Below are 20,886 nucleotides of genomic sequence, written 5' to 3'. Positions count from 1 at the left end.
TCGCGTTGCGGGTCCGGGCGTGCGGCACGCCGCTCATCGCAGGCAACCGGGCATACAGTCGTTCATCCAATCGCGCCCTGCGCTAGCCTGCGCGCATGACCTACGACCACATCATCGTCGGCGCCGGCTCGGCGGGCTGCGTGCTGGCCAACCGGCTCAGCGCCGATCCGACGCAACGCGTGCTGCTGATCGAGGCCGGCGTGCGTGACTGGCATCCCTACATCCATATGCCGGCGGGGCTGGCCAAACTGGTCAAGCTCACACGCTACAACTGGAACTACAGCACCGAGCCCGAGGCGCAATTGCAGGGGCGTCGCCTGTGGTGGCCACGCGGCAAGGTGTTGGGCGGCTCCAGCTCAATCAACGCGATGTGCTACGTGCGCGGGCGTCCGCTCGACTACGCGCGCTGGGCCAGGCTCAGCGGCGACCCCGGCTGGGACTGGCCCGCCGTGTTGCCCTATTTCAAGCGCGCCGAGGACAACAGCCGCGGCGCCGATGCCTGGCACGGCGTCGGCGGCCCGCTGGGTGTCAGCGATCTGCGCCACGTCAGTCCGCTCAGCCAATGCCTGATCGCGGCCGCGGTCAGCGCGGGCCTGTCGCACAACACCGATTTCAACGGCGCCACGCAGGAAGGCTTCGGGCTGTACCAGGTCACCCAGCGCAACGGTGCGCGCTGCTCGGCGGCCAGTGCCTATCTCGATCCTGCGCGCGGGCGGCCGAATCTGCATGTGCTCACCCGCGCGTTGGCCACGCGCGTGCTGCTCAATGGCCCGCGCGCCGTGGGCATCGAAGTGCTGCGCCACGGCCGGCGCTCGCGCATCGACGGTGGCGCAGTGACACTCTGCGGCGGCGCACTCAACTCGCCGCAACTGCTGCTGCTGTCCGGCATCGGCCCGGCTGCCGCGCTGCGCGCGCACGGCATCGCCGTGCTGCAGGATCTGCCCGGTGTCGGCACTAACCTGCAGGATCATCTGGACATCTGCACCCTGGTGGAATGCAGCAGTCGCGACAGCTACGACCGCGTCAACGACCTGGCCGTGGCGCTGCGCTTCCTGTTCACCCGGCACGGCATCGGCACCTCCAACCTCGCCGAGGCCGGCGGCTTCGCGCGCAGCCGCTACGCCACCACCACCGAATGCGATCTGCAATTCCATTTCGTGCCGGCGCTGCTTGACAACCACGGTCGCACGCGGCTGCGCGGACGCGGCTATACCCTGCATGCATGCGCTCTGCACCCGCGCAGCCGCGGCTGGCTGGCGCTGGCCTCCGCCAATCCATCCGCACCCATCCGCATCCACGCCAATTACCTGTCGGACAGCGAGGGCCATGATCTGCGCATGCTGCTGGAAGGCGTGCGCATGGCCCGCGAGATTTTCGCCCAGACACCATTCGCCGCCGTTCGCGGTCGCGAGATTTACCCCGGCGCGGATGCGCGGGACAGCGCTGCGCTGACCGAATTCATCCGGCGCAAGGCCGAAACGATCTACCACCCGGTCGGTACCTGTCGCATGGGCCAGGACGACGCAGCCGTGGTCGATGCGGCGCTGCGCGTGCGCGGCATCGAAGCGCTGCGCGTGGTCGATGCCTCGGTGATACCCGAACTGCCCAGCGGCAACACCAACGCACCGACGCTCATGCTCGCCGAGCGCGCCGCCGATCTGCTGCGGGGACGTCCGCCACGGTTCTAGGCGCGCGGCGTATCGCCCAACACCAGCGGCAGCGGACAATGCAGTGCCGCGCACACGACCCGTAGCAATTCGGCCTCGGCCACGCGCACCTGGCCATCCTCGCGTAGTGCGCGGGTGAGCGCGCGCACCAGCAGTTCCTTGCCAGCCGGCGCGAGCCGGTCGAGCTGCGCCAACGCGGTATCGAGCTGCGCCTGCCAGTCACCCGGCGGCGCATAACGCGCATCAAGATCCGGCAGCATTTCCTGCACGCCCAGTTGGAACGCGCGTGCGGCGCTTTCGGCATCGTCGTGGCCGAATTCGGCCAGCAGCGCCAGCACCAGCAGCGCCTGCCCCTTGCAATCGATCAGCTTGCAACTGCCAGCGACGAAGCCGCGCGCCGGGTCCAGCGCATCCAGCGCCTGCACGCGCACCAGGGTGGCCAGGCAGTATTCGTCCAGCGCCACCTCGCCATCGGCGTGTGCCATCCGACTCAGCGTCGCCACCAGATTCTCGATCTCGGCGCGTGGCTGGCGGCGCAGCGCCGGGAACGCCATGGCCGCCAGCGGCAGGCGCGCCAGCGGATGCAGCTGTGCCACGCTCGGCGCCAGCGCACCGACTTGTTCGGCCACCGGCGCGGCGAAGGCCTGCGCGATCAATTGCGCCTGTTGCGCGCGTGCCGCGCCTTCCATAGCCAGCGCCAAGGCCAGCACCAGGGCCAGTGCCTGCTGCGGTGAACGCGCTGCGGCGGTCAGTTCGGCAGGCACGTCGTTGCGCACTTGCGCGGCGGCGGCAAAGTCCGCGTGGTCGGCCTGACCCACCTGCGCGGCCACCGCGGCAGCGGCGATGGGGCTGCGCGTATCAGCGTGCGGCAATGCCTGCACACCGCTGGACATCACCGCCGCACCCGTGACCGTCGCCATCAGGATTTCGCGCGGCATCAAGCCGGTAGCGCTGGCGCGTGGATCGTCACCGTGCGGGCTGCGCACCAGGCTTTGCCAGCGCTTGGCGATCTGCTCGAACTCGGCCACGTCGAAACCCGGTTCCAGCGCGCGGATGCGCTGCTCCAGCGGCGGATGCGTGGCGAACAGCGCGCTCCAGTTGTGGCCTTCGCCGAACAGCATGTGCGAGACCTCCTCGCCATGCACCTGGGTGAGCTGTGAGCCGGCTTCCAGCGCGCCAATTTTTTTCAGCGCGCCGGCTATGCCCGTGGTCTGGCGTGTGAACTGCACCGCCGAGGCATCGGCCAGTGTTTCACGCGAACGTGCCACCGAAGCCTTGATCAAGCGCGCGAAAAACACGCCGATGCCGCCGATCACCAGCAGTCCCAGCCCGATCGCCCACAGCGCGTTGCCGTTGTCGCGGCGACCGCGGCCGCCGCCAATGGAGCCGCCAGTCCAGAACGCGGCGTTGAGCAACTGACGTCCGATCACGCTGAGCACGACGATACCGAACACCACGCCCATCAGGCGGATGTTGAGGCGCATGTCGCCGTTGAGCACGTGACTGTATTCGTGCGCGATCACACCCTGCAGTTCATCCCGGTTGAGCGTTTCCAGACTGCCCTGGGTAACGCAGATCGCGGCATCGCTCGGGCCGTAGCCGGCGGCGAAGGCATTGATGCCAGGCTCCTGTTCGAGCACGTAGACCTCCGGCACCGGCACGCCCGCGGCGATCGCGACCTCCTCGATCACGTTGCGCAGTCGCCGCCAGGCCGGATTGTTGGTATCCGGCGGCACCGGTGTGGCGTGCAACCCGCGCGCCACCGCACCGCCACCACTGCGCAACGATGCGCTGCGATACATCGACGCCAATGTGATGACGGCGATCACGGCGATGCTGACCAGGAGCAGTGTCTGCAGCGGCACTTGCACGCCGCCATCCGGCTTGCTGGATGCCAGGCCGAACACCACGAAAATCAGCGCGTCGACCGCCGCAACGATGGTCAGTACCGCCAGCGCGAACAACACCACCATGCGCCGCGAGTGGCGCCGCGCATCAGCCTGATGGGCAAAGAAATCCACGGCGCGCGCTCAGTTCAGGTGAACGAAACCTTGGGTGCCTCGCGCTTGGCCGGATCGTCCATGGCCAGCGGTTCGGCCGCGGCAAAACCGAAGCTGTTGGCAATGATGCTGGACGGAAACATCTGGCAGCGATTGTTGTAGCCCATCACCGAATCGTTGTAAGCCTGCCGCGCGAAGGCCACGCGGTTTTCGGTGGAGCTGAGTTCCTCGGAAAGCTGCATCATGTTCTGGTTGGCCTTCAGGTCCGGGTAAGCCTCGGCCACCGCGAACAGGCGCCCGAGCGACTGCGTCAGTTGCGTTTCGGCGCCACCGAGTTGTTGCATCGCCTGCGGGTTGCCGGGCGCGGCCTTGGCCGCAGCCAAACCATTCACCGCCGCGGTGCGCGCCTCGGTCACCGCCTCCAGCGTGCCGCGCTCGTGGGCAATGTAGCCCTTGGCGGTTTCGACCAGATTGGGGATCAGATCGTGACGGCGCGTGAGTTGTACATCGATCTGCGCGAAGCTGTTCTTGTAGCCGTTGCGTGCGGTCACCAAGGCGTTGTAGAGCCCGACGACATACAGGACAATCACGGCAACGACGATCAGCACAATGATCGTGAACATCGGTCAGTCCTCCTTGTGGCGGCGCGGAGCGCTGCGCAGGGCTTGATGAGCATAGCAGTTCATGTCGAAGTTGCATTGGCGCCGCGTGCCTCAGGCACTGGCCGCGATGGTATTCATCGTCCTATCGATTGCCGCGCAGGCGGCGCGCCCCGACGCCGCGATTGCGGTCGGTGGGACGCTGCCCAAGGGCCGCGTCGCGGCCAGCATCAAGGCCTATAACGGCTGGCTCGATCAGGTCATGGCACGCAACGACGCCGCCGGCATCGCCACCGCGGTCATCGTCGATGACAAGGTGCGCTGGCAGCGCACCCTGGGCTATGCCGACACCGCCACTGGCGCCAAGGTCACGCCGTACACGGTGTTCCGCATCGCGTCGCTGTCCAAGGCATTCGCCAGCGCGCTGACCGGGCTGCTGGTGCAGGATGGGACCTTCGGCTGGAACACGCGCATCGAGCAGGCACTGCCGTTCTTCATGCTCAAGAACGCCGAGTACGCGCGCCAGGCCACCATCGCCGACATCCTCAGCCAGCGTCTGGGCCTGCCGCACAACGCCTACGACAACATCATGGAGAACAACGGCCGCTATCCCGAGCTGGTACGCAAGCTCGATGAAGTCGAACCGATCTGCCCTCCGGGCGATTGCTACAGCTACCAGAATGTGGCCTTCAGCTTGATTGGCGATGTGGTCTACGCCGAGACCGGCGACTTCTACTACCACCAGGTCGAGAAGCGCCTGTTCCTGCCGCTGGGCATGCACACCGCGACCTATGGCCGCGATGCGCTGGAGGCGAGCAAGAGCTGGGCGCGGCCGCACTGGCTGGATCACGGGCGCTGGACACCGTTCCAGCCGCGCGAGGCCTACTACCGCCTGGCACCCGCCGCAGGCGTCAATGCCAGTCTCGATGATCTGGAGAAATGGCTGATCGCGCAAATGGGCGGCGACCCCAAGGTGCTTTCGCCCGCGCTGCTGCACGTGCTGCATACGCCGCTGGTGGAAACACCGAGCGAACGCTGGGCCACGCCATGGCGCCGCGCGCGCTTGCGCAACGCGCAATATGCGCTGGCCTGGCGCGTGTATGACTACGCCGGGCACCGGCTGATCTTTCACGCCGGCGCCGTGCAGGGCTATCGCGCGATGATCGGCTTCTTTCCCGACCTGCACGTCGGCATGGTAATCCTGTGGAACTGCGACGACGCCGTGCCGGCGCAACTGATGCCGATGTTCTTCGACAAACTGCTGGGCCTGCCCTACGTCGACTGGGCCGGGCTGGATCGCCCGCGCGAACGGGCGCATCCTGTGCGCAGACGTCGCCACCCACGCTAGGCTCCATGCTGCTTACCGAGCGCCTCGTTCTGCTGCTGCTGGATCCGCGCCACGGCTCGGTACGGACGCAAGGGATTCTGACCGCACAAACGTTGTTCGCCGCCGCGTTGCTGGCCGACCTGACATTGGCCGGACGTCTGCAAACCGACGGTACACACTGGTATCAAGACAGTGCACTGCCACTGGCGCATCCGCTGTTGGCAGACTTGCAACACGCCTTGGGCATGAACGCGTTGCCGCCGCAACACGCGCTGCGGCTGGCACGACGCAAGTTGCCGCAACTGCGCGTCCGTCTGCTCGATGGGCTGGCCCGGCGCGACCTGCTGCACCGCGTGCCACGCATCAAATGGCTGCCACGCGCCGGCCACCGCTACCCGTTGCGCTCGCAACAGGCGCGTGATGAAAGCGCCGCCGATCTGCTGCGCGCTGCCAGCGCGAGTCAATCCCCGGCAGACTACGCGCTGCTGTTGCTGGCCGATACCGCGGGCTTGCTGAAGAGTCTGCCACCAGCTGCGCATGGCGGCGCGTATGCCGCGCTCGGCGTACTCGACAGCAACGCCGATCTGCCACCGCAAATGCGCGTGCTCGCACTTTTGCGGCGCGTTCTACTCGACCAATAGCCATGCACCTGCGCGGTCGGCCCGCAAGTCGCCGCCCGCGTCGGCCCATGATCAGCCGTTGCCGGACAGCTTGAATTCGATACGGCGTTTGACCACGACCGCGGTCGGCGCGCCGTTGATCAATGCCGGCTTGAAGCGCCAGCGTGATACGGCATCGATCGCGGCGCGATCGAAAACCCGACGCGGCTCGGCATTGGTGACGTGGACATCGCTCACCGAACCATCCGGATTGACGGTGAACGCGACATCCACCCAGCCCTGCTCGCCATTGCGCGCGGCTTCCAGCGGATACTTGGCCGGCACCATGCGCACCACCTGAGCATCGCGATTCTCGGCTGACGCTGCCGCCTTGGGGACAGTCGCTGTGCGCGTGGCTGCCACTGCGGCTGCTTGCTGTGCCTGCTGCTCCCGCTGCTTTTGCACCGCAGCGGCGGCCTGTTCCTGCTGCTGCTTGAGCGCTGCGGCGGCAGCGTCGATCTGTTCCTGCTGCTGTTTTCGCTCCGCCACCGCGCTTGCGGCTTGCGCCAGCGCGGCAGACTTCTGCGCCTGTTGCTGCTGGGCCGCCACCTTGCGTGCGGCATCCAGTTTCGAGCGCAGGATGGTCAGCGTGTAATTGGTCGGGTCGGCCTTGGCCAGCAGATCGATTTCACGCTGTGCCTCGGGGAAATTCCCCTGGTTGATGGTCTGATCAACGGTCTGTGCGCCATACGGGAACGTTTCGCGCAACGCATCCTGCGCAGCGCGGTTGTTGGGGCTCTTGTGCAGCACCGCCAGGTAATACTCGAATGCGTTGTCGCCGGCCGGTGCAACCAGGCGATCTTCCTTCAGGGCTTTCTGCGCCTGGTCCATGAGTTGATCGACACTCATCGCGGCCAGCCGATCGGCGGTATTGGGGGCGGCGCTGGCTGGCCTGGCGCCGGTTGATGCGGCTTTGGCCGGAGCAACAGGCGCTTTCGCGGGCTGCGGCGCGGATTGATTGGAACCGGAGCATGCGGTCAGCGCCGCACTCAACAACACGACCGCCGCCGCCCCGAGGCGGGCGTTGGCACGGGCACGAGGAATTACGGACTCAATAGCCATGGGCAAGCCTCAAGTGGATGGGCGCGCCCCGGCCAGCTTCCCCCTATGCGGTTTGGAACGCCGCAAGCGCAGGCGTCACGTTAGCCCGATCACACGCGGCGAGCAATGCGAAAATGCCGCCGACACAAAATGAAACGCCCCGCGATGCGGGGCGTGGCCTCGAATCCGAGGCCCCTCTCCGCGCTGGGCAGTCGCGGAGAGGGTGAAAAGTTACCAGCTTGCGAAACGACACTCGTCTCAGAGGGCGAGCGCTGCGACCTTCATGGGAGCAGCTTTCTTTACAGCCTTCCTGGCGGGCTTTTTCGCGGCAGGCTTTTTCGCCGCGGCTTTCTTGGCGGCCGGCTTCTTGGCGGCAGCCTTCTTCTTGGCAGCCGGCTTCTTGGCGGCAGCCTTCTTCTTGGCGGCCGGCTTCTTGGCGGCAGCCTTCTTCACGGACTTCTTGGCGGCCGTCTTGCGGGCCGTCGCGACCTTGGCCTTGGCGACCTTCTTGGTCGTGGCCTTCTTGGCAGTGGACTTTTTCGCCGCAGGTTTCTTGGCGGCGGGTTTCTTCGCAGCAGTTTTCTTGATAGCCATAATTCGTCTCAGCTCCTCGTCAGTTGGCAGTGGTTGCCCAGTAAAAGCATGCAGGAACGCCTCGCACAGAAGATCACTAATAGTGGCGTGCCTGAGATTGCAGATCTGGCGACGCGTGCGTTCATCGGAGAGCACCTTGAGCACATGCAGCGGAACCGACACGGTGATCTTGCGTACCGCTTCGGCTTTTGCACCGTGCTCGATATACGGCTTGATGAATTTTGACGTCGCCATTCTTTGTTCACTGATCTTCCGGCGCAGAAACTATTGCGTCACTTTTCCACTGTCAATCGATTTCGCTGCATTCACTGCACAACGCACGCGGCAGAGTGGCGCGCCATCAAGCCCATGCGACAATGAATAATTGACTGTAATGGACGTATGGACATCTAGACATCCATAACTTTTTTATTCAATATTGCGCTGCAAGCCTTGCTATTGCTGGCATCGCGCCGCCGCGCATGCGCGCATCGCGGCAGCGCGCGCATTCGTCGCGACACACGTCGCGCAGCGCAAATGGCGCTGAATGCCAGCGAACTTCGCAACAAAAAAAATTTGTCGGGGAAGCGCGTGGTCGCGGGATTTTTTGCCCGCGCACGCGCCGATTTCAGCGCAACGCCCGGCCCAGCGCCTCGGCATAGCGATCGAGATCAGCCTCGGTCTTGGTCTCTGTAGCGCACACCAGCAGCGCATTACCCAGCTCTGGAAAGTCCTCGTCGAGCGCGACTCCGGCAAGAATTCGCGCATCGGCGAGGCGCTCGATCACCGTGCCGGCCGACAACGGCAACGCAAGCGTGAATTCGTGAAATCCCGCGCGCTCGAACGGCACGTGCACGCCCGGCAGCGCTGCCAGCCGCTCGCGCAGCGCGCGTGCGTTGCGCATGCAATGCACCGCCACGCGGCGCAGCCCTTCGGGACCGAGCAGCGCCATGTGGATGGTCGCGGCGGTCACCAGCAAACCCTGATTGGTGCAGATGTTGGAAGTGGCCTTGGCGCGACGGATGTGCTGCTCGCGCGCCTGCAGGGTGAGGGTGAAACCTGCGCGACCATCGAGGTCGGTGGTGCGCCCGACGACGCGCCCAGGCATCTGCCGCACGAATTCCTGCTTGCAGGCGAGTATGCCGAAATACGGCCCGCCCGAGCTCAGCGGAACACCCATCGGCTGGCCTTCGCCAATCACGATGTCGGCACCCTTGGCGCCCCACTGTCCGGGCGCCTTGAGTACCGCCAACGCCAGCGGATTGATCACGCCGATCACCAGCGCGCCCTGCGCATGCGCCCAGTCGGTCAATGCATCCACATCCTCCAGCACGCCGAAGTAATTGACCTGCGGCACCACCAGCGCGGTGAATGCGCCGAAATCCTGCCGCGCCAGCCAGTCGGCCGCGATGCCGCCGGCGGTGGCACCGGCGTGGCAGAAATCAAACTCGACCACCTCGATGTGCTGCAAATCGACGATGGTGCGCAGCGTCTTGCGATACGCCGGATGCACGCTGCGCGGAACCAGTACACGCCGCGCGCCCTTTTTCATGCAGCGCTCGGCCATCAATACCGCCTCGGCCAACGCGGTGGCGCCGTCATACAGCGAGGCATTGCTGACATCCATGCCGGTCAGCCGCGTCATCATGGTCTGGTATTCGTAGATCAGCTGCAGCGTGCCCTGGCTGGCTTCGGCCTGATACGGCGTGTAGGCCGAATAAAACTCGCCACGGGTGACGATCTGCCATACCGCCGCCGGAATGTGGTGCTCATAGGCACCGGCACCGGCAAAGTTGAGCACGCCAGCATCCTGCGCGGCGTAGCCGCGCATGAGCCGCGCCACATCCATCTCGGGCAAGCCCGCAGGCACGTGCTGCAGCGCCCGCGCCTTGAGCGCAGCGGGGATCTCGTCGAACAAATCCTCGATCTGGGCTACACCGATGGCCGCAAGCATGGCGCGAACGTCGGATTCGGAGTGCGGGATGAAAGGCATGGTGGTTTCCGTGAACGCAAAGCGCCCGGCCGAAACCGGGCGCGGAGATCGATTCGCTGCGCTCAGTGCGCGTCTTCTTCGTCGAGCAACTCGGCGTAGGCATCGGGATCGAGCAGCGCCTCCATGTCCTCTGAGTTGCTCGGCTTGACCGCGAAGATCCAGCCCTCGCCGTAGGCGTCCTCGTTGATCGTCTCGGGTTTGTCGCTCAGCGCTTCGTTGACTTCGACCACGGTGCCGGAGACCGGCGTGTACACATCCGAAGCCGCCTTGACTGACTCGACCACGGCGCAGGCGTTGCCGACCGTCACCGCGTCACCGACGCCAGGCAGCTCGACGTAGACCAGATCACCCAGTTGGCTTTGCGCGTGCTCGGAAATGCCGACGCGCACGAGGCCGTCGTCTTCGAGACGCGCCCACTCGTGGGACTTGAGAAACTTGAGGTCGCCGGGGATCTCGCTCATGGGAAAAGTTCCGGTTGGAGGATTGGAAGCGTGGACAATTCTAGCAAGCAGACAGCGGCACGAACGTCAAATGCCGGCGCAGGCCTGCCCATTGCGCACGAAAGGGTACCTGACCACGCGCGCGGCCAGCTGACGGCCGCGGATACCGACACTGACCGCGCCCGGATCGCCGGCCGGAATGCGTGCGAACGCCACCGCCTTGCCCAGCGTCGGCGCGAAGGTGCCGGAGAGGATCTCGCCGACGCCCTGCGTGGTGTGCACGCTCTGGCCATGGCGCAGCACGCCCTTTTCGTCCAGCACCAGGCCGATCATCTGCCGCGGCACGCCGTCGCGCTGCTGGCGCTCGAGCGCGGCACGGCCGATGAAATCGCGACCCTCGTCCATGCTCACCGTCCACGCAAGGCCGGCTTCGAAGGGCGTGGTGCGTTCGTCCATGTCCTGGCCGTAGAGGTTCATGCCGGCCTCCAGGCGCAGGGTGTCACGCGCACCCAGTCCGCAGGGCTGCACACCGGCGTCCTGCAGGCGCCGCCAGAATGCGGCGGCTTCGGTACCCGGCAGGGTGATCTCGAAACCATCCTCGCCGGTGTAGCCGGTGCGCGCGATGAACAGTGCGCCCTCGCGGGTGGCACTGAAGGGTTTGAGGGCCAACGCGCGTGCCGCCAATTCCGCGTGCCACAGATTGGCGGCCTTGGCGCGCGCATGCGGACCTTGCACGGCGATCATCGCCAATTCCGGGTGATGCTCGACCTGCACGCCGAAGCGCGCAGCGTGTTGCCGTATCCAGGCCAGGTCCTTGTCGCGCGTGGCGGCGTTGACCACCAGGCGGAAGTGGCTTTCATCGAGGAAATACACGATCAGGTCATCGATGACGCCGCCCTCGGGATTGAGCATGCAGGAATACAGCGCCTTGCCCGAGACCTTGAGCTTGTCGATGCTGTTGGCCAGCAACTGGCGCAGGAATTCACGCACGCGCGCGCCACGCAGATCGACCACGGTCATGTGCGACACATCGAACATGCCGGCGTCCGTACGCACCGCGTGGTGCTCCTCGATCTGCGAGCCGTAGCTGATCGGCATGTCCCAGCCGCCAAAGTCCACCATCTTCGCGCCCAACGCACGGTGGACGGGATTGAGCACGGTCATCTCGGTCATGGAGGCATTGCCGCAAGGAGAAACGCGGATTATCCGTCCTTGCGGGTCGCGACACCAAATGCGAGGCATGTCGGGTGGACCACGCCCTCTGCGCAAATCCCGGTCATGCATGCTCGCCCCCTTATCCATGGCAATGGACAGCACGCAGCCTGGCCAGCGCCGGCAGCCGCGCGCAGCGCCCGACCCGTCAGGCACTGACGGCACGACTCAGGCAGACTTGCCGGCACGATCATCCACGCACAGGGGCCAGCGGCATGAGCGACACGGTGACAGCGAGCGCTACTTACCTGCGCCGCATGGGTGGATTTTCCTCGACCTTGCTGGTGGTCGGCGGAGTGATCGGCGCGGGGATTTTTCTCAATCCCGCGGTGGTCGCCGCGCATACGCATTCAGGCACCCAGCTGCTGCTGGCCTGGGTGCTGGGCGGTGTGCTGACCATGCTGGGCGCGCTGTGCTTCGCCGAGCTGGGCGCGCGCCGACCCGAGGCGGGCGGCAGCTATCTGTACATCTTCGAGGCGTTCGGGCCGCTGCTGGCGTTCCTGTTCGGCTGGACCATGCTGATCGCCGACTTGCCCGGCTCGCTGGCCGCGGTGGCGCTGATCTTCGGCCGTTACGCGGCCACCGCGGTCGGCCTGCCGCTGCACAGCGCGCCGGCGCTGGGCAGCAGCGCGCTGGTGCTGATCGCACTGGTGCACGCGCGTGGCATCAGCACCGGCGCGGCACTGCAAAATGTGCTGAGCCTGCTCAAGCTGGGTGCGGTGGCGGCACTGGCCGGCACCGGCCTGTGGCTGGCGGCGCCGCATCTGCCCGCCGCGCTGGCCGCCGACCCCACCATCGGCCAGCCGAATTTCGCCCTGGCGCTGCTGCCGGTGCTGTTCGCCTACGGCGGCTTCGCCTATCTCAATGCGCTGGCCGGCGAGGTACGCGATCCGTTGCGCACGCTGCCGCGCGCGCTGATCGGCGGCTTGCTGCTGGTGATGCTGGTCTACGTGCTGGTCAACCTGGGCTATCTGGCGGCGCTGGGGCATGCCGGTCTGGCACGCAGCGAGGCGCCGGCTGCCGCGGTGATGCGGCAAGCGTTCGGACCCTTGGGCGAACGCCTGATCGCCGCCGGCATCGCCGTGTCCACGTTCGGGTACTGCGCGGTGGCGCTGGGCGGAGCCGCACGCGTGTTGCAGACCATTGCCGCGCAAGGCCTGTTTTTCCGCAGTCTGGGCGTGCTGCATCCACGCCGGCGCACACCGCAACGCGCGCTGATCGTGCTGGCCGGCTGGTCGATCGTGCTGGCCCTCAGCGGCAGCTTCGCCTGGCTGCTCAACTACACCACGGTGGTGGACTGGCTGGGCTACGCCGCGACCATCGCGGCATTGTTCTGGTATCGGCGCCGACAACCCGGTTACCGCGGATTCCGCACGCCGCTGTATCCGCTGGAACCCGTGGTTTTCATAGCGCTGGTGCTGGCGGTGGTCGTGGTGACCGTGGCCTACAGCCCGGGCAATGCCGGCATGGGCCTGCTGGTGATGCTGCTCGGATTGCCGGTGTATGCGTTCTGGAGCCGACGCAAGCCGGCTTGATCGTGCGCCCCGCGCCACCACATCATTGAGCATGAGTCGCGCCTTCACCAAGGAGTCCGATGCGCCCGAGGCCCTGCCCGAGCGCACGTTGAGCGAACACCGCAACTACGTCACCGCATCCGGGTTGGCGCAATTGCGTGCGCGTGCCACGACCGTGCGCAACGAGTTGCAAGCCACGCAGACGCGTGCCGATGCCGCCGTCGCCTTGGTGCTGGCGCGCGATCTGCGCTGGCTGGATACGCGCATCGCGGCGGCCATCGTGGTCAATCCGGCTGCGCAGCCGCCCGAGCGAGTGGCCTTCGGCGCCGTGGTCACGGTGGAAGATGCCGCTGGTGCCACGCAACGCTGGCAGATCGTGGGCGAGGATGAGGCTGATGCCAGTGCCGGCAAGGTCAGTTGGGTATCGCCGCTGGCGCGCGCGCTGCTCGATGCCCAGGTCGGCGACGAGGTGACCTGGCGGCGTCCTGCCGGCGCGCAGACACTGACCGTCACGCACATCGAATATCCGCGCTGAGGTGCACGCAGCGCAGCGGTATCCCGCCGCGTACTGAACTACGCGCCATGCCGCGCGCGCCAGCCCGTTGCGCAATGCGAGAATGCGTCCTGCCCACGAGATCCGCGCCATGGCTCCGCTGCCCCCGCAAGTCCCGCCCGCGCATATCACGCCGCAACCCAAGCGCAGCGGCATCCATCTGCAGGTCAATGGCAAGCCCTACCTGCACGCCGGTGATCCGGACATGCCGCTGTTGTGGTGGCTGCGCGATTACCTGCAACTGACCGGCACCAAGTACGCCTGCGGCATCGGTGCCTGCGGCGCATGCAGCGTCTTGATCGACGGCGAGCCAGCGCATGCCTGCCTGACGCCGATGCAAACCCTCGCCGGACGCAAGGTGACCACCGTGGAGGGCCTGGCCCTGGCCGATGGCAGTCCCGGCGTATTGCAGCAGGCATGGATCGATGAGGATGCCATCCTGTGCGGCTACTGCCAGACCGGCCAGCTCATCGCCGCGCACGCACTCCTGCAACACCATCCGCAGCCCAGCGAAGCCGAACTCGATACCCTGCCCAACCTGTGCCGCTGCGGCAGCTATCCGCGCATCCGCAAGGCGATCCTGCGCGCGGCGCGCGCGCGGGCGGGCAAGCCGGAGAATCCGGCATGAGCGAGCTGGATCGGCGTCGATTCCTGAAGGTCATGCTGGGCGCTGGCGGCGCGCTGATCGTCGGCCTGCCGTTGCGCGCGCTGCACGCGGCCACGCTGCCGCTGCCGCTGGCGCTGCTCGGCGACAACTGGACGCGACTCAGCGCCTTCGTCAGCATCGAGCCCAATGGCCGTACCCTGATCGGCGCACGCGCACCGGATACGGGTCAGGGTGTGCGCACGTCGCTGCCGCGCATCATCGCCGACGAACTCGACGCCGACTGGGCGCGCGTCGAAGTGCTGGCGATGCCGCTGGGCGTCGAGGACGACAATGGCAAGCCGCGCTGGCTGTATGGACCGCAGCACGCCGGTGGCAGCCGCAACATCGCCGAGGCGTGGCAGGACTTGCGCAGCATCGGCGCCGCCGCGCGCTGGCTGCTGCGCCAGGCCGCCGCGCAACGCTGGAATCTGCCCGCCGAGCGCCTCGGCACGCACGCCGGCTGGGTGATCGCGCCGGACGGCCGGCGCCTGGATTACGGCGAACTGGCCGCGGCCGCCGCGCAGTTGCAGTTGCCCGACGCCGGCGTGGCGCCGAAACCGGCCAGCGACTATCGGCTGATCGGCCAGCCGGCCGGTGATGTCGACGCACGCGCCATGCTCAGCGGCCGTCAGGCCTTCGCCTTCGATCAGACCTGGGGCGACGGCTATGTGGCGGTGATCGCGCGTTGTCCCTATGCCGAGGGCGAGCTGGCACACCTCGACGACGGCGCCGCGCGCGCCGTGGAGGGCGTGGAAAAAATCATCCTCATCAGCGTGCGTGAAGCCAGCGGACTGATCGGCGACGTGCCGCTGGCACCTGGCGTCGCGGTGCTGGCGCGCGATACCTGGGCGGCGCTGAAGGGCCGCACGCAACTGGCGCTGCGCTGGCGCGCGCGCCACGGCGGCGACGCCTCCAGCGCGGCACTGGCGCAGCAGGCCGAGGTGTTGCTCAAGGGCACTCCGACCACGCCGGTACGCAACGACGGCGACTTCGCCAAGGCTTTCAAGGCCGCCGCGCACCACATCGAAGCCGAGTACCACGTGCCCTTCGTCGCGCATGCGACCATGGAGCCGATGAGCTGCATGGCGCTGATCACCAGCGATCGCGCGCATCTGATCGCGCCCACGCAAAGTCCACGCCGCGCGCTGAGCATCGTGCAAAAACTCACCGGCCTGGATGCCGGCAGCATTCTCATCGAGATGCCGCGCATCGGCGGCGGCTATGGACGACGGCTGGATGACGACTACATCGCCGAGGCGGTGCTGCTGGCGCAGGCCGCAGGCAAGCCGATCAAGCTGTTGTGGATGCGCGAGGACGACATGACCCACGATGTCTATCGCCCCTTCGGCGTGCATCGTCTGGCTGCCGGCACCGATCGCAAGGGCCGCGTCGAAGCCTGGCAACACCATCTCGCCAGCACCTCGCGGCTGTGGCATCGCGGCGTACCCGCCAGCCAACTGTGGACCTCGGAGATGCAGTCCGATGCGCTGCCCGCCGGGCTGGTGCCCAACTTCCAGCTCGGCTGGTACGCGCTGGATTTCCCGCTGTGGCGCGGCGCGTGGCGCGCGCCCTCGCACGATTCCAATACGTTCGCCATCGAGAGTTTTCTCGACGAAATCGCGCACGCCACGCACCAGGACCCGCTCAAGCTGCGCCTGGCGCTGCTGGGCGCCACGCGGCAATGGCAGGTGCAGGGCGTCACCTTCGACAGCGGTCGCCTCGCAGCGGTTCTGCAGCGCGCCGCGCAGGCAATCGGCTGGGGCGCGCGCGTGCCGGCCGGCCACGGTCGCGGGCTGGCCTGCGCGTTCAGCGCCGGCGGCTATTGCGCGCACGCCATGGAAGTATCGGTGCAAGGCGGCAAGGTGCATTTCCATCGCGCCGTCGCCGTGGTCGATGTCGGGCGCGTGGTCAATCCGCTGGGCGTGGACGCGCAAATCATGGGCGGCACGCTGGATGCCCTGTCCACCGCGCTGAAGCTAGAGATCACCGTCAAGGACGGTCAGGTACAGCAGCAGAATTTTCCCGAATACCCGATCGCGCGCATGCGCGAGCTGCCGCGCGCGGTCGAGGTCATCGCCATCGCATCCGGCGCCACGCCGGTGGGCGCCGAGGACCTCGGCGTGCCCAGCGCCGCGCCGGCACTGGCCAATGCCATCTTCGCGGCCACCGGCAAACGCCTGCGGCGCATGCCCTTCGCCGCGCAATTGGCGCGCATGGGTTAGGCCTGCGCGGCCGTCGCGCATGCCAGGCACGACTTTCGCCTCAGCGCGGGGGCGGCACGCTGGCCGCGGGTGCGGGCCCGCGGCTGGCAGACGCCGCCGGCACCAGCGGCGTTGCCGGAAGCATCTGGATGGTGCTCGCATTCGCCGGCGCGGTGAAGTGCGATAACTGCTTGGGCCCGGCGATGCCGCAGGCGCCGCCCGGCGGGAACGGCAGGATCACGCATTTGACCCGCGTGTTGCCGGGCAGGCGCACCGGCACGGTGATTTCCTGCATGGTCTTGCGCACGTACTTCTGCAACAGGTTTTCGTTCTTCGGCACCCAGGCGTTGGAGAACACCGTGTGCCGCGGCGGCGCGATGACGGTGCGCGGGTTGAGATCGACATTGGCGCGCGGCGCCTGTGCAGCGAATGCGGCGACCGGTGGCGGCGCCGTGGACTTGGGCAACACCAGATTGCCATCGGGCGAATACAACCGTAGCGTGCCGGCCGGCGTGCTGCTCGGCGTGGGCACCGCCGGCGGCGCGGGGCGCGCGGCTGGCGGTGCCGGGCGCGGCGGCGCATGCGCGGTGGGCGGGGGCGCGGTCAGCGGCGGCGGCAGCGTGATCGCCGGCGGCGGCGGCAACGGCCGCGCGGCGGAAATCAGGCGCACGATCAGCGCCTCGCCCGGCGCCTGCGTGACGTTGATCGGATACGGCCGCGAGGCCATGAACAACCACCACCCCAGCAGCACGTGCAGCAACAGGACCAGCACCAGGCTGATCCAGCGCAAACGTGGATCGGGACGGCGCCGTTCACGCATCTCGCGCAGCAATGCATGACCGTCACGATCGAACGCGCGCTGCGGACCGCCACGCCCGCCTGCCGCGCGGCCTCGCGCAGGGCGATAGGCGTAAGCGGCATCGGGTTGGGGCAAATCGGTGTGCATGCGGCTCGGGGATGCGGGCGATGCCGCGGCAAGCCTAGCAGTATGTCGAAATGGCACCGCTCTGCACTTTCTCCATGTCGTGGCCCCGACACGACATGTGCTCACTCAAGCCAGCTCGAGCGCCTGCGCACCGGGACCAACACGATGCGTGGGCTCGACAACATGGTCAACGCCGACGCTGCACGCTGGCTGCATGCGCGGGCGCGCTGCGGCCAGCGTGCAGCGGAAAGCCCATCCCGGGCACCAGCGGTTTCTCGGGCAAAAACTGGATGGTGGTGGCGTTCCTGGGCGGCTTGAATCGCGAATCATCGGGTCCGCCAAACGTGCATCCACCACCCAGCGCCAGCGGCACGATCATGCACTTCAGGTGCGTGTTGCCAGGTAAACGCACCGGCACGGTGAACGCCTGCACGGTTTCGCGCACGAGCTTGTCCAGCAGGGTTTCGTTTTTTGGAATCCAGTATTTGGAAAACACCGTGTGCGTCGTCGGCGCCACGACCTGGCGCGGATTGATGTCCACGTTGGCCGTGGGCATCTGTGGCGCGAACGCCGCCGCGGGCGGCGGCGTGTGCACGGTCCTGGGCAGCAGCAACGCGCCGTCAGGCGAATACAGCCGCAGCGTGCCTGCCGGCGTGCTGGATGGCGCGGGCGCCAGCGCGGGCGCGGACCGCGCGGCGGGCAGTGCCCGGCGCGGTGGCGCGTGAGTGCCCGGCACGGGTGCGGCCAGCGGCGGCGGCAATGCGATCGCGGGCGGTGGCGGCAGCACGCGGTGGCTGGGGATCAGACGCACGATCAGCACGTGACCCGGCGCATGCGGCACGCTGATCGCGAACGGCCGTGAGGCGACAAACAACCACCACGCCAGCAGCACGTGCAGCAACAGCACCAGTGCCAGGCTGATCCAGCGCAGGCGCGGGTCGGGCCGTCGCTGCCAGTAAAGCGCGTGCAGCAACGCATGGCCTTCGCGGTCGAACGCCAGCGCCGGAACACCGGGCGCATGCGCGGCGTGCCCGCGTGCGGGACGGTAGGCATACACAGCGGCGGAAGGCAGCGGATCGTTGTGCATGCGGCTCGCGGGAAAGGTACAGCGCGGCGAGCTTAGTAGGCTGCAGGCGCACGCAAGCTAAACCGATGTTGTCGATACATATCGCAACCTTTCGAGCGCTTTGCACGCGCGCGTGGCGCTTCCAGCATGAAAACGGGGCGCCTTGGCGCCCCGTCGAAAGTTGCTCTCGATGGTTCGTCTCAGTGGTCGTCACCACCGCCACGATAGCCACCGCCGTAGCCATCACCCGAAGGGCGCGCAATCTGATCCACACGCATGCGAATGCGCTCGCCGGGCGCGTAGCGGGTGCGGGTTTGGAAGTCATTGCCGTGCCAGCGATAAATCACGTCGTAGCCGACCACTTGCTCGCGCGCGCGCCAGCCCTGCTGCACCTGGCAGTTCTGGTAGCCGGGCTGGTAGCTCTGCTGCTCGCTGTAGTAGCCGGGACCGCGCGTGACGTTGTTGCCGATGGCGCCACCAATCACCGCACCTGCGATCGTGGTCGCGGCGCGACCGTCACCGTGGCCCACCTGATTGCCCAGCGCGCCGCCGATGACCGCGCCCAGCAGCGTGCCGGCGGTGCTGCCCGGGCCTTGCTGGTAGCGCTCCTGCGAAACCACATAACCCGGCTGCTGCTCGCACACCTCGCGCCGCACCGGGTAACCGCTGCGCGCGTAGATCGGCGTGACCCGCTCGACGCGCGCCCAGACATAACGCGGGCCGTCGCCTTCGTGGTGATCGCGCCAGCCATGCGCGGGCGCCCAGTCCGGCGGATCGGCGAACGCGGGCGCCGCGATCGCAGCCAGCGCACAACCCAACAGCATGGAACGCATCAGGATGTTCATGGACTTCTCCGTTGTGGCGGTTGGACACAAGCGCGCGAGGCGCGCGCGATGTCAACGTAACCGAAAGCGCTGAATCGATGTTGAACCGGCGCGGTGCAAGCGCGCACGCTGCCTGCACGCGGATCGCGTGCTTGCCTGCGAAACCAAGGCTTATCGCGGCAACTGGCCTCAACAGGGTTGCAGCGTGCTCGCGCGCAACTGCACGTCGATGGCGCGCGCCGCCTCGCGGCCTTCGCGGATCGCCCACACCACCAGCGACTGGCCGCGGCGCGCGTCGCCAGCGGCATACACGCACGGCACACTGGTCGCATAGCTGCTGGCGTGCATGCCAGCCTCGGCCTTGATGTGACCGCGCGCATCGCTGGTCACGCCGAAGGCCTGCAGCAGCGGCGCACGCGGATGCACGAAACCCAGCGCCAGCAGCACGCAGTCGGCCTCGATCTCGAAGCTGCTTTCCGGCAGTTCATGCATGCGCCCGTCGCGCCACGCGACGCGGCACACGCGCAGCGCGCGCACGTGATCGGCGTGCGCCGCGCCAGTGCCCGGCAGAAACGCCTGCGTGGCCACCGCCCAGTCGCGTGCGCAGCCTTCTTCGTGGCTGCTGGAAGTGCGCAGCTTGATCGGCCAGTACGGCCACACCAGCGGTTTGTTTTCCTGCACCGGCGGCTGCGCGAGCAGCTCGAACTGGGTCACGCTGCGCGCGCCCTGGCGGTTGCAGGTGCCCACGCAATCGCTGCCGGTGTCGCCGCCGCCGATCACCACCACGCGCTGGCCGGCGACATCGATGGCGTCGACCACCGGCGCGCCGGCATTGCGCTGATTTTGCGGGCGCAGAAAATCCATGGCGAAGTGGATGCCATCCAGCGCGCGGCCCGGTATCGGCAGATCGCGCGGCTGCTCGGCGCCGACGGCCAGCAGCACGGCATCGAATGTGTCCAGCAATTCGGCGGCGCTGAGCTGCCCGGCCGCGGCACCGATCTCGACGCCGCAGCGGAACACCACACCCTCGGCTTCGAGTTGCGCCAGGCGTCGGTCGATCAGCGCCTTGTCGAGCTTGAAATCGGGGATGCCATAGCGCAACAGGCCACCCGGCCGCGCCTGGCGCTCGAACACACTCACCGCGTGGCCGGCGCGCGCCAGTTGCTGCGCGGCAGCCAGCCCGGCCGGGCCGGAGCCGACGACGGCCACACGGCGCCCGCTGGCTGCATGTGCCGGCTGCGGCTGCACCCAGCCCTGCGCCCAGCCGGTGTCGATGATGGCGTGCTCGATGGCCTTGATGCCTACTGCCGCGGCGTGGATGCCCAGCGTGCAGGCCGCCTCGCAGGGCGCCGGACACACGCGTCCGGTGAACTCTGGAAAATTGTTGGTGGCGTGCAGCGCATCCAGCGCCTCGCGCCAGCGCCCGTTGCACACCCGATCGTTGAAATCCGGAATGAGGTTGTGCACCGGGCAGCCGTTGTGACAAAACGGAATGCCGCAGTCCATGCAGCGCGCCGCTTCGGTGCGCGCCGCGGGCTCGGCCAGGGCCGGGGTGAACTCGCGCCAGTGGCGCACGCGCGTAGCCGGCGCCTCGCGCGGCTCATCCTGACGCGGGCAATCGAGAAATCCACTGGGCTTGCCCATGG

Annotated in this window: 18 protein-coding genes; 7 read left to right on the top strand and 11 right to left on the bottom strand. The window is 67.4% G+C overall.

The features are described 5' to 3' along the window. The first annotated feature begins 95 nt into the window (after window positions 1-95). Entirely contained in the window at window positions 96-1,688 is a 1,593-nt protein-coding gene (locus Mschef_RS06340; protein WP_081127026.1) for a GMC family oxidoreductase, read from the top strand. Here Mschef_RS06340 and Mschef_RS06335 read toward each other — a convergent pair. Then, window positions 1,685-3,688, bottom strand: a complete 2,004-nt coding sequence (locus Mschef_RS06335; RefSeq protein ID WP_081127025.1) for a M48 family metallopeptidase — start codon at window positions 3,686-3,688, stop codon at window positions 1,685-1,687. The genes Mschef_RS06340 and Mschef_RS06335 overlap by 4 nt on opposite strands. 14 nt (window positions 3,689-3,702) lie before the next feature. Then, window positions 3,703-4,290, bottom strand: coding sequence for a LemA family protein (locus Mschef_RS06330; RefSeq protein WP_081127024.1), 588 nt, complete (start codon window positions 4,288-4,290; stop codon window positions 3,703-3,705). A 61-nt stretch (window positions 4,291-4,351) separates the two neighbouring features. Here Mschef_RS06330 and Mschef_RS06325 point away from each other — a divergent pair, with 61 nt between their 5' ends. After that, window positions 4,352-5,614 (top strand): serine hydrolase domain-containing protein, encoded by a 1,263-nt coding sequence (locus Mschef_RS06325; RefSeq protein WP_081127023.1) that lies wholly within the window; start codon window positions 4,352-4,354, stop codon window positions 5,612-5,614. A gap of 5 nt (window positions 5,615-5,619) precedes the next feature. After that, the gene (locus Mschef_RS06320) at window positions 5,620-6,234 is read left to right on the top strand and encodes a GPP34 family phosphoprotein (RefSeq protein ID WP_081127022.1); all 615 of its coding nucleotides are present in this window, start codon (window positions 5,620-5,622) and stop codon (window positions 6,232-6,234) included. A 51-nt stretch (window positions 6,235-6,285) separates the two neighbouring features. Here Mschef_RS06320 and Mschef_RS06315 read toward each other — a convergent pair whose 3' ends face one another. From Mschef_RS06315 to gcvT, 5 genes are all read right to left on the bottom strand, one after another. Continuing rightward, window positions 6,286-7,101 carry an energy transducer TonB gene (locus Mschef_RS06315; protein ID WP_168708839.1) on the bottom strand — a complete coding sequence of 272 codons (816 nt, stop codon included), beginning with the start codon at window positions 7,099-7,101 and terminating at the stop codon, window positions 6,286-6,288. 450 nt (window positions 7,102-7,551) lie between these two features. After that, the gene (gene metJ, locus Mschef_RS18405) at window positions 7,552-8,121 is read right to left on the bottom strand and encodes a met regulon transcriptional regulator MetJ (RefSeq protein ID WP_081127020.1); all 570 of its coding nucleotides are present in this window, start codon (window positions 8,119-8,121) and stop codon (window positions 7,552-7,554) included. 373 nt (window positions 8,122-8,494) lie between these two features. Further along, window positions 8,495-9,859 (bottom strand): aminomethyl-transferring glycine dehydrogenase subunit GcvPA, encoded by a 1,365-nt coding sequence (gene gcvPA, locus Mschef_RS06305; RefSeq protein ID WP_081127019.1) that lies wholly within the window; start codon window positions 9,857-9,859, stop codon window positions 8,495-8,497. A 62-nt stretch (window positions 9,860-9,921) separates the two neighbouring features. Next, window positions 9,922-10,320, bottom strand: a complete 399-nt coding sequence (gcvH, locus tag Mschef_RS06300; RefSeq protein WP_081127018.1) for a glycine cleavage system protein GcvH — start codon at window positions 10,318-10,320, stop codon at window positions 9,922-9,924. Between the two features lie 66 nt (window positions 10,321-10,386). After that, window positions 10,387-11,472 (bottom strand): glycine cleavage system aminomethyltransferase GcvT, encoded by a 1,086-nt coding sequence (gene gcvT / locus Mschef_RS06295; protein WP_081127017.1) that lies wholly within the window; start codon window positions 11,470-11,472, stop codon window positions 10,387-10,389. Between the two features lie 254 nt (window positions 11,473-11,726). On the opposite strand from gcvT, the gene Mschef_RS06290 reads away from it, so the two are divergent. The 4 genes from Mschef_RS06290 to Mschef_RS06275 all read left to right on the top strand — a co-directional run bounded on the left by Mschef_RS06290 (window position 11,727) and on the right by Mschef_RS06275 (window position 16,446). Beyond that, on the top strand, window positions 11,727-13,046 hold the full coding sequence (locus tag Mschef_RS06290) for an APC family permease (RefSeq protein ID WP_081127016.1): 1,320 nt from the start codon (window positions 11,727-11,729) through the stop codon (window positions 13,044-13,046). Between the two features lie 31 nt (window positions 13,047-13,077). Continuing rightward, complete coding sequence (locus tag Mschef_RS06285) at window positions 13,078-13,560, top strand: GreA/GreB family elongation factor (RefSeq protein ID WP_081127015.1); 483 nt, start codon at window positions 13,078-13,080, stop codon at window positions 13,558-13,560. A 109-nt stretch (window positions 13,561-13,669) separates the two neighbouring features. Further along, entirely contained in the window at window positions 13,670-14,206 is a 537-nt protein-coding gene (locus Mschef_RS06280) for a (2Fe-2S)-binding protein (RefSeq protein ID WP_081129861.1), read from the top strand. After that, a complete protein-coding gene (locus Mschef_RS06275; RefSeq protein ID WP_081129860.1) occupies window positions 14,203-16,446 on the top strand; it encodes a xanthine dehydrogenase family protein molybdopterin-binding subunit in 2,244 nt (747 codons plus the stop codon). The genes Mschef_RS06280 and Mschef_RS06275 overlap by 4 nt, the downstream gene beginning before the upstream one ends. A gap of 40 nt (window positions 16,447-16,486) precedes the next feature. Here Mschef_RS06275 and Mschef_RS17645 read toward each other — a convergent pair whose 3' ends face one another. The 4 genes from Mschef_RS17645 to Mschef_RS06255 all read right to left on the bottom strand — a co-directional run bounded on the left by Mschef_RS17645 (window position 16,487) and on the right by Mschef_RS06255 (window position 20,884). Further along, a complete protein-coding gene (locus tag Mschef_RS17645) occupies window positions 16,487-17,371 on the bottom strand; it encodes a hypothetical protein (protein WP_081127014.1) in 885 nt (294 codons plus the stop codon). Window positions 17,372-17,537: 166 nt separating this feature from the next. Continuing rightward, the gene (locus tag Mschef_RS06265) at window positions 17,538-18,437 is read right to left on the bottom strand and encodes a hypothetical protein (RefSeq protein WP_081127013.1); all 900 of its coding nucleotides are present in this window, start codon (window positions 18,435-18,437) and stop codon (window positions 17,538-17,540) included. A 179-nt stretch (window positions 18,438-18,616) separates the two neighbouring features. Continuing rightward, window positions 18,617-19,261 carry a glycine zipper 2TM domain-containing protein gene (locus Mschef_RS06260; RefSeq protein WP_081127012.1) on the bottom strand — a complete coding sequence of 215 codons (645 nt, stop codon included), beginning with the start codon at window positions 19,259-19,261 and terminating at the stop codon, window positions 18,617-18,619. A gap of 168 nt (window positions 19,262-19,429) precedes the next feature. After that, window positions 19,430-20,884, bottom strand: a complete 1,455-nt coding sequence (locus Mschef_RS06255; RefSeq protein ID WP_081127011.1) for a glutamate synthase subunit beta — start codon at window positions 20,882-20,884, stop codon at window positions 19,430-19,432. Window positions 20,885-20,886 lie beyond the last annotated feature (2 nt).

Origin of the sequence: Metallibacterium scheffleri, assembly GCF_002077135.1 — a bacterium.
In the GTDB taxonomy this organism is placed as follows: Bacteria; Pseudomonadota; Gammaproteobacteria; order Xanthomonadales; family Rhodanobacteraceae; genus Metallibacterium; species Metallibacterium scheffleri.
The sequence above is the reverse complement of the archived record's forward strand: the minus strand, read 5'-3'. Positions and strand labels throughout refer to the sequence as shown.